Here is a 12994-nt window from a genome sequence, read left to right as displayed (position 1 = left end):
CTAGTTTGCGTCTGTTTTTTGGGAAGAAATAAGGAATAGAAACCAGTATGGCTTGTTATGTTTTAGAGACTGCGTATCTTTTATTCGTTATAGATCGTTTTCTAATAAAGGTGCTTTGGAGGAGTGGATTTATAATGAAAAAGGTACTTATTCTAGGTGCAAGCGGTCTTGTAGGAAGGGCATTGGTCGATGAATTGCAGCACGGTTTTGATCTGTATGGCACTTATTCTTCATCATTTACGAGTCTGCCTGCTGATAAGCAGCACAAATTAGATGTTGAGCAAATGGATGAAATGAAGAAAATCATCCATTCGATTAAACCCGATATTGTTATTTCTTGCTTAAGAGGAGAGTTTGATCAACAGCTGTTGTTCCATAAAGAATTGGCTATGGAATTAGCTAAGCATAATAGTCGACTGTATTTCTTTTCTACGACGAACGTATTTGATGGAGACTTCTCAAAGCCTCATTTTGAAACAGATCTCCCTATTTCCGGAACCGATTATGGGAAATTCAAAATCGAATGTGAAAACATGCTTACAGAAATTTTGAATGAACGAGCGATGATTGTCAGAATACCCGCGATATGGGGGAAAGATTCTCCGAGATGGAACACCGTTAAAGATAGTATCGAAAATAATAAAGAGATAGAGGTTTACAGCAATCTCGTGTTTAACAATCTTCTGGATGTTTTGCTCGCTAAACAGCTGCGCTTCATTATTGAAGAAGAGCTAAAAGGAATTTTTCATTTAGACGCAGTGGATACGCTGACACAAGGGCAATTTTATGAACAAATTTTAAAGCAATTAGGAAGCGAAAAGAGTATATTGCGAGAACGATTATATGAAGATGATGCTGCTACATATTATTTTCAGTTGCGTTCAAATCGCGATGACTTTGCCAACGCTCCGCGAAGCACTAATGCTGAGATGATATCATATTTAGTGAGCGATTATTTGAATAAAGAGTAGCAATAGTTTGAAAAGGATGGGGCTGCCGGCGGCGGCTTTTTTTATTAAACAGCCCTGTGACAACAGACTGGTCCCGAGAAGCATAGAGCGTCATCTATCATAAAGAGGGCAGGAACAATCCTGTCCTCTTCATTTCTATTGCTTGATTTGGGGGAGTGTAATACTGATCACGGTCCCGAGCCCCTGCTTGCTCTTGATCGTGATGTGATAGCTCCGATCATACAGCAGCTTCAGCCGTTTATTCGTATTCAATAAGCCGATGTGCTTGGACTGCTCTTCGGATGCAACCAAAGATCTCCTGATTTCAGTGAGCCGGTCTGAAGGAATGCCGTTCCCGTTATCGGAGACGACAAGCCGAAGCTGTTCCCCAATGATTAAAATTTTTATTTTGATCAGGCCATTCCCGGTCTTTTCCTTTATGCCATGGTATAAGCTGTTCTCGACTAAAGGCTGAAGCAGCAGCTTCATCGTATGGAGCTTGAGTATTTCTTCGTCGTATTCAAACAGTACATCGAAGGTATCCTTGTACCGTTTCTTCTGAATATTGATGTAGCTGACGGTGTTCGCGATTTCTTCCTCCCACGTTACCTCATTGGTTGGACGGCTGAAGGAATAGGAAAGCATGTCGGACAAGTTCTCAATCATATCGCTCGCTTTGTTCGGTTTTCCTGTTAAGCCGACGGTTTCCCAATAAATCGAATTGAGCGTGTTATACAAAAAATGTGGATTGATTTGGGATTGAAGCGCAAGCAGCTCCATCACTTGAAGCTTGTATTTCTTCTCTGAGAGTTGGGTTTGAATATAGCGATGTTCAATGAAATGGGCGATCATGTTCTGAATAATGTAAGAATATTCATCATTAACTTTGCTAGGCGGCTTCAATGGCGTGCGATTATTCTCGGCAGATCTGAGCAGCGAGGTTATAGCAAGCAGCTGCCTATAATTTTTTCGGGTCAAATAAAAGGTCAAAACAAGTCCCAAAAAGAAGGACAAGCACGCAAAAATGATTGTATAGTTTAATATGCGCGAGGGTGTCTCGTACAACGAAGCATGCGGAATGACGGACACGTATTTCCAGTTGTACTGCTCCGATTCCACCTTCGTTACGTTTACTTCTCCCAGTGAGGAAGCCAGATCGAAATAGGTGGATGGGTGGTTTGCCATTTGATCCAGCTCGGCATTTGTTAAAATATTTTCTTCTTTATTGGAGAAAATAATCTGATTATTTTCGTTTAGAACGAGCAGAATTTGATCCTTATACGTGGTGATGTTGGATAAAATATTTTCAATATATTTTGGACGAACGTTTAAAATAATACCGATTTTCCGTGGCGCCAGCACGTTGTAAATAGATATTAATTCGGTCGGCTGCGTCTCGAACGCAAAAATTTTGGCTTCCCTTTTGGACGTCCATTCCGTAGCGGGCCCATCGTATTTCATGAATTCCTCGAACCAGCCCGTATCGTTGAAACGGTTGATTGAAGACAAGCCGTCAAGTGAGGACACGAAACGGCCATTCGGATTGTCCGAGTAGAAATAAATAGAATGGATATAAGGTTTTGAGCTGGTAAGCGCATTCAAATAGCTGGATATAATTTGGTACGAAGTAGAACTCTCATACGTATAGATCGGATTTTGCAGAACGTTGGACAGCTCATTGAAAACTTTAGCGTTCTGGTATAATGCAAGCTTCAACGTGTCTAGTTCATCCAAAATCATCTCGATCTGGCGCTGTGATTGCAATAGCAGGAAACGGCTGTTCTTGTTAATGTCTGCCTTCATGTCCCTCTGTGTGGTTATAAAGGATAACGAGCCTAATATGATTAAAGGCAATATTAAAGGAATGAGAAAAGTAGCCAAATGCTTGATAAAATAGCGCTCTTTCATCGTTTAGATCATCCGTTCTTACATTCGCTAGGTGTCTTGCCATAGTAACTTTTGAATGTCCGGGTGAAATTTTTGGCATTGCTGTAGCCGACCATTTCACTAATTTCGTATGTTTTAAATTGGTTCTCCTGAATGAGCCTCATCGCAACCTTCATTTTCACCTGTATGAGATAATCGGTAAAATTTTGACCGGTTTTTTGTTTGAACAAATAGCTCAAATAGTTAGCATTCAAATATACCTGCTTTGCCGCATCCTCCAGATTCGCATCTTTATATTGATTCTGGATATACGCTTTAATTTGTGTAATAATCAGCCCTTCGTTGCTCGTGCCAGAAGGCGGTTGATCCAAGGCGTGCTTCGCTGCTTCCAGCTCGTCTCTCAGGCCGGCGAATACGTCCAATAAAACCTGATATTTTGCGGGCTTCACGATATAGTTGTTGACTCGATAACGAAGCGCCTTCTGGGCATATTCGAACTCGCGGTAGCTGCTAAGAAAAATAACATGAATATTATGCTTCTGCTCATGAATGACCTCGGCAAGCTCAAGGCCGGACATGACAGGCATTTTAATATCGGTAAGAATGACATCGATTTTGTCATGATTTTGAATGAAATTCAATGCTTCCTTACCGTTTCCGCATTGGCCGATAATTTGAAAACCGACCTCCTGCCACGGAAAGTAGGAAGATAAAGCTTCTCTTGTATCCGCTTCATCATCAACTAGCAGCAGCCTGTACATCTCATCACCTCTTAACGATGTAGTCTTCCTTTGCTGATAATGAGATTATAGCACAGCAGGATCAGGCTAATGTGTTCATAGAGAAGCCATGCGGCATCTAAGATAAAAATGATACGTTAACCGATAAAATGATACTACGGAATGGGATTGCTCAAATAATGATACTTAAATCTAAGATTAGATGCCTTATGTAAATAATCAATCAATCCTATACTTTAGAAAGCGTTTCCAAGAAAACAAAAGGGAGAGGTTCACATGCACCGATTGAAAGGATTAAACGGTTTCATTGCTTTGATAGTCGTATTTGCAATCATCATTTCAGGTTGTTCCTCCGGGAAACCGGACAAAGAAAACCAAGGCAGCGGCTCGGATAAGAAGGTTACCCTGCGCTTTAGCTGGTGGGGTGGCGACGGCCGCCATGAAGCTACGCTTGCTGCTATAGAAGCGTACAAGAAGATTGCGCCGAACGTGACGATTGAAGCGGAATACCAGGGCTTTGACGGCTATGAGCAAAAGGTCAAAACACAGCTGGCCAGCGCTACGTCCGCCGATATTATTCAGCTTGACGTTCCATGGATGAAGGAACTGACGAAAAATGACTTTTTCCTCGATCTTAGTAAGCAGGAAGGACTGTCGTTGGAGGGCTTTGATCAAGACTTCCTGAACAATTTCAGCGTTTATAACGACAAAATGGTAGCGCTCCCTTCCGGCGTAAATGCTTATGCGCTCGTTATTAATAAGACGGCAGCCGATAAGCTCGGCGTACCGACCGATATTCAGTGGGACTGGGATACCCTCTACGAGGAAGGCAAGAAGCTTCATGATAAAGACAATACCAAGTATTTGCTTCTTGCTGACCACGGCATGCTGATGCAGGATTTCACGAACATGCTTAAGCAGCGCACCGGAACTCAGTGGATCAATGAAGATTATTCGCTTGGCTTTACGAAAGAGGAAGCGGCGGGTGCCTTGGAATGGATCGACAAGGCCATGAAAGCTGGGGTATATCAGCCGCTCGGAGAATCCGATTTATTTTTCGGCAAAACCGAACAGAATCCGAAATGGATCAATCAAGATATTCCGATCATCTCGGCTATGAGCAGTACGCTCTTGTCGCTTCGCTCGGTGCTGCCTGAAGGTGTGGAAGTCGTGACTGCCTTGCCTGCCATCGATAAAAATGCGAAAAACTCAGCCGTATTGGTAAGGCCCTCGCAGCTGATTGCCGTAAGCAGCAAGTCGAAGCACCCGGAAGAGTCCGTGAAATTTCTGAACTGGCTGATGAATGACGCAGAAGCAGCAGTTATCTTAGGCGATGTCCGCTCCATTCCAGCATCCTCTTCCGCGCAAACCGCTGCTGTAGAGGCAGGGAAAATAGACGAAGCGATTACGAAAGCAGTCGAAATGGGTCTGAAAAACGCAGGCATTGTAGATAATGCAATCTCTACTAACTCGGAGGTATCCGCTCTGCTGCAGGATGTTATCGAGAAGGTGGCTTACGGAAAGCTGACGCCAGACAAGGCCGCGCAAGAGCTCGTTAGCAGCCTGGAGAAAAAACTGAAAGAGCTGCAAGGAAGATAAAACGGATTTAAAGAACGGGGTGCACGCCAGTGATAGCTATGCGATTGACTGGCGTGCTCTCCCACATTTCCGATAGAGAATAGGAGTGTGAGCCAGTGGCCAGGAAGAAGCGCAGCTTTCGATATATCGGACTTATATATGTTCTTCCATGGATTCTGGGGCTGCTCATTTTTCAGTTGTATCCCTTCATCGCGTCATTTTATTATTCCTTGACGGATTACAACATGGTGAATGCCCCCAAATTCATTGGTTTGGATAATTATAAGCAAATTTTCATGAATGATCCCGGCTTTACCCAAGCGCTAAAAGTAACGTCGATTTATGTGGTTCTTGCCGTGCCGGTGAAGCTCGCCTTTGCCTTATTCGTTGCTATAGTGCTTAGCGCCAAGCTGCGAGCCATTAATTTGTTTCGAACCATCTATTATTTGCCCTCGATTCTTGGCGGAAGCGTGGCGATATCGGTGCTTTGGCGGTTCCTGTTCATGAAGGACGGCGTTGTCAACAGCTTGCTGGCTAATGTCGGCATTCCTTCAATCGATTGGCTGGGCAACCCAGATATCGCGCTTTATACACTCGGTTTATTATCGGTTTGGCAATTTGGGTCTTCAATGGTTTTATTTCTAGCAGGTATTCAGCAAATTCCTAGTGACCTGTACGAAGCAGGTTCCATCGACGGTGCCTCCAAGACCCGCATGTTCTTTAAAATTACCGTGCCGCTGCTGACACCAATTGTCCTGTTCAATCTGGTCATGCAGATGGTTAACGCGTTCCAAGAATTTACCGGCGCCTTCGTTATTACGAGCGGCGGACCGATGAAGTCTACTTATCTCTATGCTTTGAAGCTGTATGAGGAAGCCTTCACCTTCTTTAAAATGGGGTACGCTTCAGCGCTGTCATGGGTCTTGTTCGCGATCATCATGGTCGTAACAGGCATTATTTTCAAAACCTCTAACCGCTGGGTCTACTATGAAGACGGAGGTAAAACCAAATGACGCATACCAGCTCGAATAAGTGGTTGTCTTATGTGCTGTTGACATTGTTAGGCTTTGTCATGATTTATCCGTTAATATGGCTGTTTGTATCATCGTTTAAGACGAATCAAGATATTTTCGGCTCCAGCAAGCTGTTTGCGGATACCTACGTTTGGGATTCCTATTCCTTGGGTTGGGCAGGAACTGGCCAATACGGCTTTCAGCATTTTTTTGTTAATACGCTTAAGATGGTGCTGCCTACGGTCGTTCTGACAATCATCTCGAGTGTTATCGTTGCTTATGGCTTTTCCCGGTTTGTGTTTCCGCTTCGAACGTTTCTGTTTTCCATTATGATGGCGACGTTGATGCTGCCGGATGCAACCGTTATGATTCCGCGTTATATCCTGTTCAATAAGCTTGGATGGCTGGACACTTATTTGCCGTTTATCGTACCATCGGCTTTCGCAACCTCAGCTTTTTTCATCTATATGCTTATTCAGTTTTTTCGGGGATTGCCAAGGGAACTGGATGAATCGGCTACAATTGACGGCTGCAATTCATTTATGATTCTCATTCGTGTACTGCTGCCCTTATGCAAGCCGGCTCTTTTCTCCGTGGGCATCTTTCAGTTCATTTGGACCTGGAATGATTTCTTTAACTCAATCATTTATATAAGCAGCGTAAAAAAATTCACGGTCTCGCTTGGCCTGCGCTTGTCGCTGGATGCCTCCTCGGCCGTTTCGTGGAATCAGGTGCTTGCGATGTCGGTTGTGAGCGTCGTTCCTTGCATTTTGTTATTCTTTTTGGCGCAGAAATATTTTGTTGAAGGCATCTCCACTACAGGATTAAAAGGATAAGGAGAAACGATATGAAACCGGATGAGAAACGCAAAGAGAACGTTCAAATTGCTTATATCGGAGGCGGCTCCCGCGGCTGGGCTTGGGGATTGATGAGCGACCTTGCAGCAGAAAGCGAGCTTGCCGGCAACGTTAAGCTGTATGATATTCATTATGAATCAGCCGCGCAAAATGCGATCATCGGCAACAGGCTGTCGCAGGCGACTGACACGAAGGGTAAGTGGAGCTATGAGGCAGTGCCTGCATTGCAAGACGCATTGCAAGGTGCAGATTTTATCATCATTTCCATTCTGCCAGGAACCTTTGCCGAGATGGAATCGGATGTCCATTTGCCGGAAGAATACGGGATTTACCAGTCGGTAGGCGATACGGTCGGACCAGGCGGACTTGTCCGTGCGCTCCGTACCATCCCGCTATATGTCGAGATTGCGAATGCGATCAAACAATATGCGCCGGATGCGTGGGTCATTAACTATACGAACCCAATGACGCTGTGCACGAGAACGCTTTACGAGGTGTTTCCGGAGGTGAAGGCCATCGGATGCTGCCACGAGGTGTTTGGCACGCAGCATTTGCTCGCTTCCATGGTGGAGAAAAAGCTGGGAGTCCCTTCGGTTGACCGGCGTGACATCAAGGTTAATGTACTGGGCATCAATCATTTTACATGGCTGGACAGAGCCTCTTACCAAGGCATCGATTTATTCCCGCTTTACAAGGAATTTGTTGAAGAGCATTATGCGGAAGGGTATGAAGGCAAGAAAAAAGGCCACTGGCTCAACGATCATTTTGCTTCTGCGCAGCGGGTCAAATTTGATTTATTCCGTAAGTACGGCATCATTGCTGCGGCTGGCGATAGGCATTTGGCGGAGTTTATGCCGGGCGAGCTTTATTTAAAGAACCCTGAGACGGTGCAAAGCTGGAAATTCAGCCTAACGAAGGTGGATTGGCGGAAGAAAAACCAGGCAGAACTTTATGCCAAGGGCCAGCGGCTAGCAACTGGTGAGGAAGCATTCGAGGTGAAGCCTACCGGAGAGGAAGGCATCGAGATGATAAAAGCATTACTCGGAATGGGCGAGCTGATTACGAACGTAAATATGCCGAATCGCGGACAGATCGAAGGTTTGCCGGCGGGTGCCGTCGTGGAGACGAACGCTGTATTCGGTTATAACCGCGTAAGCCCGATTGTTGCTGGCAGTCTTATTCCTGAGGTAGAGCAGCTGGTGCTGCCCCATGTAATAAATCAGGAAATGACCCTTCAGGCAGCCTTAAACAAAGACAAAGCTTTGGCGTTTCAGGCTTTCATGAACGATCCGCTTGTTAGTCTGCCTAATCATGCTGGCGCAGCATTGTTTGAGAAAATGCTTCAGAACACGAAGTCGACGCTGCCTGGCTGGGACCTGTAGCAAAAACAACAGGTAAAGCAATTCCTTTTTAGAGGGAATTGCTTTTTTTGTTTGTGCTGTCGCTGTAAGTCCAAGACCGCTGATGGCGGTCTTTTCTTATGTTTGGTTTTCAATCTAGAATGAAGTGTGTGTCTAACTGAAAGATTAATTCAATAAGGATGAAAAACCAATATATGTTAAGATATTTATACGATATCATTTAGGAATAACGTTTTACCTTATAAAGTATTTAGAAGCTGATTTGCTTCGTAAAAGGTAAAGCTATGTGGACTGCTAAGGAGGGCAGATATGACTATAAAAGCGAGATACATGTTGCTTGCTGTATTAATAATTAGTGTGACCCTTTTAATTTTACTGCTGTCATCAAGACAAGAGAAATTTATTCACAAAACAGCAATTAACGAAAAGATAGTTCAAACTAGAAGTTTTAGCGTGAGTTCTGATTCTACAGATTTGAATACATCAGCAAAAGGAACATTATTTATCAAGGGAGACAAAGGAATTCCGGAACATATACAGATTGTTGCTTCGATATCAATCGACCCTAAAGACTGGGGTGGTGTTGCTTTCAATATTCCTGATAAATGGTATATTTCAAACATTACAAGCAGTTATCCTGAAAAAGAAACAAAATCCATACCTGCGGACTATATAACGACATTGACTACCGCGGATACAGAAAATAAATGGAGAGCGATAATTGAAGTTGGAAGAGGACGAAACGCCTATAAATCAACGGGAGGCGGTACAGGAACGCTTGTGATTGACTTAGTTTCTGATAAAAAGGCAATAGAAGAGTCAGATCCATTCAGTATTTCGGTTGCGGTGGGCTCAGATGAAAAAGATGGTGTAAAGATTGTAGGACCTGATTATGTTGAAATACCTATATCGTTAACGGATATGTCAGATGATTAAAATTAGATAATAGACCATTGCACTTCATGAGAAACATAAATTGCCGCGTCATACGCGGCTTTTTCTATTTGAGAGGGATCTCGTTATAATGAGAAGAGCGATTATAGAAAGAAGTGAAATCATCATGAAGATCATTGTCATTGGTGCAGGAATTGCTGGAGCATCAACTGCATACCATTTGGCTAAGCAGGGTGCAGACGTCCTCATTATCGATAGGAAAGATGAAGGACAGGCTACGGATGCAGCAGCTGGCATTATTTGTCCTTGGCTGTCGCAGCGGCGCAATAAGGCGTGGTATCGCCTTGCTAAGGCCGGAGCGAGTTATTACCCTGTTTTAATTGAAGAGCTGGAAAGTGAAGGGGAAACCGAAACCGGATATGCCAAGGTCGGCGCCCTCAGTATACATATGGATTCGGAGAAAATCGAGAAGATGGAAGCGAGAGCTTACAAGCGTTTAGAAGAAGCTCCAGAAATCGGTGAGATTAAGCAGCTTGATGAACATCGGACCCGAGAGCTCTTCCCGCTGCTCGTCGAAGGATATTCTTCCGTTCATATTAGTGGAGCCGCTCGTGTGGATGGCCGTGCGCTGCGCGATGCTTTGCTTCGATCTGCACAGAGGAATGGGGCTGAGCTTATCTATGGGGATGCTAGGCTTGAATATCAATCCAACCGAATAACGGGTGTAACGGCCCAGGCAATTAGTTATCCGGCTGACATCGTGATCGTCTGTGCAGGGGCTTGGGCAGGGCAGCTGCTGCAACCGTTGGGCATTGATTTTAAAGTGGGTTATCAGAAAGCACAAATCATGCACTTGCAGCTTCCAGATGCCAAACAGAATACTGGCATCTGGCCGGTTGTTATGCCGCCTTCCGATCAATATTTACTCGCCTTTGATCAGCAAAAAATCATCATAGGGGCCACTCATGAAAATGATATTGAAGGTTATGATACGAGGATCACACCCGGTGGAATGCATGAAATTTTAAGCAAATGTCTTCCATTGGCACCTGATCTGGCAGATAGTACATTTCAGGAAGCAAGAGTAGGCTTTCGCCCTTTTACTGCCGATTTTCTTCCGGTTATAGGCGCCATTCCAGATTGGGAGGGATTGCTTGCGGTAAACGGCCTCGGGGCTTCCGGCTTGACGATGGGGCCTTATATCGGAGACCAGTTGGCTAAGCTAGCACTAGGAATGGAAGTGGATATCGATTTAACCGATTATGAAATTTGTAAAGCCATTAGCTGAGCTGTAGGTTAATTTTATAATAAGTCATTTTAATATCGTAAAAGGAGAGCTGCTGTTTTGAAGAATAATATCATCGAATACTGTTTAAAGAAGAACGGAGCGTCTAAGGATTATCCCTTCGGATTCGAACCGTTGGTCATTAAAGTTGCAGGTAAAATATTCGCGTTTATTTTTGAGGACAAAGGGGAGCATCTTCGCTTAAACCTAAAATGTGATCCGATAATTGCGGAAAACTTAAGGGAACAGCATGAGGCTGTTCGACCAGGATACCATATGAATAAAAAACATTGGAATACAGTTACGATCGACGGTTCTTTGCCAGAGTCGGATGTTTTTGAAATGATTGATCATTCTTACGAGCTGGTTGTCAAAAGTCTTTCTAAGAGCCTTCGAGAATCTATTAACGAAAAGAACTAAATGGCTCAGAGCGTATGACGTGACTTCGCAGGTTGTAGTTAAATTAAGATTGTGATAAACTGTACCTAATTTTGATGACGGGAGTTGAACGAATACAATGTAGAACTTTCTTGCTGTGAGATCACGAATAGAACGAACTCAGCGATCCGCTGTGGTTGGTTTATTTCGTCTCTGCAAGAAAGGTCTGTATTTCGTTTGCGCTCCCTATCCGGCTAGTCATCCAGTCCCATAGAATGGGGCTGTATTTTCTCGTATGGATTAGAGACGCAAGAAAGCACCTTTCTTGCGTCTCTTTTTTATTTTCATACGAAAGGATGATCGCCATGCCCGCGATTCAAGTATCTAATCTCACTTTTGCCTATCCAGGCAGCTATGACCTCATATTCGAGAATGTTCATTTTCAAATCGATACAGACTGGAAGCTCGGGTTTACAGGGCGAAACGGTCGGGGGAAAACGACGTTCTTTAACCTGCTGCAGGGGAAATACGAATACAGCGGCAAGATCTCCGCACCCGTTGCCTTTGATTATTTTCCGTTTCCCGTCGAGCATCCGGAATATTTGACCGTCGACGTCATCGAAGAAATCGTGCCAGACTATGAGCGCTGGAAGCTGATGCGAGAACTAAATCTGCTTAAGGTTTCGGAAGATGTGTTGTACCGGCCATTCGAAACGCTGTCCCAAGGCGAGCAAACGAAGGTACTGCTTGCCGTGCTGTTCATCCAGGACAATCGCTTTCTGCTCATCGACGAGCCAACCAATCATCTCGACTTACATGCACGCAAACTTGTCGGTGATTATCTAAACACGAAGCGCGGTTTTATTCTTGTGTCACATGACCGCTCATTTCTCGACCGCTGTGTCGATCATATTTTATCGATCAACAAAACAAATATAGAAATTCAAAAAGGCGACTTCTCCAGCTGGTGGACGAACAAAACCCGCCAGGACACGTTCGAATTGGCACAAAACGAGAAGCTGTACAAAGATATCGAGCGTTTATCTAGCTCTGTCAAACGCACGAGCGGCTGGTCCCACGAGATTGAAAAATCGAAAAACGGCACACGAAACTCCGGTTCCAAACTGGATAAAGGATATGTCGGTCACAAAGCTGCTAAAATGATGAAACGCGCGAAATCCATTGAGCAGCGGCAAAACGCCGCTGTAGAAGAGAAATCGAAACTGCTTCGAAATTTTGAACAGTCAGAAAGCCTTGTGATCTCTCAACTCGCGTATTCCAAATCTGAACTGGCTGTGCTGGATCACATCTCGATTTATTACGGGGAAAAATCAGTTTGCGAAAACGTTAGTTTGACGATCGAACAAGGAGATCGGATCGCCATTTCGGGTCCAAACGGTTCGGGTAAGTCTAGCGTGCTCCACCTGCTAAACGGCGAGGCGCTTCACTATACCGGTACGTTTCGGCTTGATCCTCAGCTGCGCGTTTCCTATGTATCCCAGAATACTTCTCATCTGCGAGGGTCACTTTCTGATTATGCAGCAGAGCACGGAATCGACGAAAGTTTATTTAAGAGCGTGCTGCGAAAGCTTGATTTCGCCCGTATCCAGTTTGAGAAGGATATGTCGGCGTTTAGCGGCGGACAGAAGAAAAAGGTTCTGATCGCGAGAAGTCTATGTGAAGAGGCTCATCTGCATATTTGGGACGAACCGCTGAACTTTGTTGACGTCATTTCCCGGATGCAGATTGAGGAACTACTGCATGAGTACGCACCGACCATCGTGTTCGTGGAACATGATCGTGAATTTCACGACCGTGTCGCCACAAAAACAATTGAACTGACAGGAAACTTTGACTAAAAATCGTATCGTTTAAACGAAACAGCAGCCATAAGGCTGCTGTTTTTTTTATGTAATCGAAGGCCAGTTTTATTATTTGCCAGTTGCATGATTCGATATTAAAAATTGGTGCTGTGCAACACTGTTTGTCTGAGCTTATTTTTGATGCCAAAAACAAAACTGTTTCTCTAGACCCACACGCATTCTATCAAG

At 44.3% G+C, this 12994-nt stretch carries 11 protein-coding genes; 9 read left to right on the top strand and 2 right to left on the bottom strand.

Going from position 1 to position 12994, the window contains the following annotated elements; all coding sequences use genetic code 11:
- The first annotated feature begins 134 nt into the window (after positions 1 to 134).
- Positions 135 to 971, top strand: coding sequence for a sugar nucleotide-binding protein (locus AC0VYE_RS29230; protein ID WP_475444209.1), 837 nt, complete (start codon positions 135 to 137; stop codon positions 969 to 971).
- A gap of 135 nt (positions 972 to 1106) precedes the next feature.
- On the opposite strand, the gene AC0VYE_RS29225 is transcribed toward AC0VYE_RS29230, so the two are convergent.
- Both AC0VYE_RS29225 and AC0VYE_RS29220 read right to left on the bottom strand, forming a co-directional pair.
- The gene (locus tag AC0VYE_RS29225; protein WP_475444207.1) at positions 1107 to 2858 is read right to left on the bottom strand and encodes a cache domain-containing sensor histidine kinase; all 1752 of its coding nucleotides are present in this window, start codon (positions 2856 to 2858) and stop codon (positions 1107 to 1109) included.
- An 8-nt stretch (positions 2859 to 2866) separates the two neighbouring features.
- Positions 2867 to 3598 (bottom strand): response regulator transcription factor, encoded by a 732-nt coding sequence (locus AC0VYE_RS29220; protein ID WP_076267256.1) that lies wholly within the window; start codon positions 3596 to 3598, stop codon positions 2867 to 2869.
- Between the two features lie 255 nt (positions 3599 to 3853).
- On the opposite strand from AC0VYE_RS29220, the gene AC0VYE_RS29215 reads away from it, so the two are divergent.
- From AC0VYE_RS29215 to abc-f, 8 genes are all read left to right on the top strand, one after another.
- Positions 3854 to 5176: an ABC transporter substrate-binding protein gene (locus AC0VYE_RS29215; protein ID WP_441958123.1), complete on the top strand. Its 1323-nt coding sequence runs from the start codon at positions 3854 to 3856 to the stop codon at positions 5174 to 5176.
- Positions 5177 to 5271: 95 nt separating this feature from the next.
- Positions 5272 to 6168 (top strand): carbohydrate ABC transporter permease, encoded by an 897-nt coding sequence (locus AC0VYE_RS29210; protein WP_076267254.1) that lies wholly within the window; start codon positions 5272 to 5274, stop codon positions 6166 to 6168.
- Positions 6165 to 7004 carry a carbohydrate ABC transporter permease gene (locus tag AC0VYE_RS29205; RefSeq protein WP_475444203.1) on the top strand — a complete coding sequence of 280 codons (840 nt, stop codon included), beginning with the start codon at positions 6165 to 6167 and terminating at the stop codon, positions 7002 to 7004. Before AC0VYE_RS29210 ends, AC0VYE_RS29205 begins: the two co-directional genes overlap by 4 nt.
- An 11-nt stretch (positions 7005 to 7015) precedes the next feature.
- Positions 7016 to 8407 carry a family 4 glycosyl hydrolase gene (locus AC0VYE_RS29200; protein WP_475444201.1) on the top strand — a complete coding sequence of 464 codons (1392 nt, stop codon included), beginning with the start codon at positions 7016 to 7018 and terminating at the stop codon, positions 8405 to 8407.
- Positions 8408 to 8695: 288 nt separating this feature from the next.
- Entirely contained in the window at positions 8696 to 9322 is a 627-nt protein-coding gene (locus AC0VYE_RS29195; protein ID WP_475444199.1) for a hypothetical protein, read from the top strand.
- Positions 9323 to 9443: 121 nt separating this feature from the next.
- Positions 9444 to 10568, top strand: a complete 1125-nt coding sequence (locus AC0VYE_RS29190; RefSeq protein ID WP_475449769.1) for an NAD(P)/FAD-dependent oxidoreductase — start codon at positions 9444 to 9446, stop codon at positions 10566 to 10568.
- Positions 10569 to 10625: 57 nt separating this feature from the next.
- The gene (locus tag AC0VYE_RS29185) at positions 10626 to 10985 is read left to right on the top strand and encodes an MmcQ/YjbR family DNA-binding protein (protein WP_475444197.1); all 360 of its coding nucleotides are present in this window, start codon (positions 10626 to 10628) and stop codon (positions 10983 to 10985) included.
- 323 nt (positions 10986 to 11308) lie between these two features.
- Positions 11309 to 12802 carry a ribosomal protection-like ABC-F family protein gene (abc-f, locus tag AC0VYE_RS29180; protein WP_475444195.1) on the top strand — a complete coding sequence of 498 codons (1494 nt, stop codon included), beginning with the start codon at positions 11309 to 11311 and terminating at the stop codon, positions 12800 to 12802.
- Positions 12803 to 12994: the final 192 nt, after the last annotated feature.

Source organism: Pristimantibacillus sp. Z349TD_6, assembly GCF_056173205.1.
Note: the sequence above shows the minus strand (reverse complement) of the source record. Positions and strands in the feature narration are given on the sequence as shown.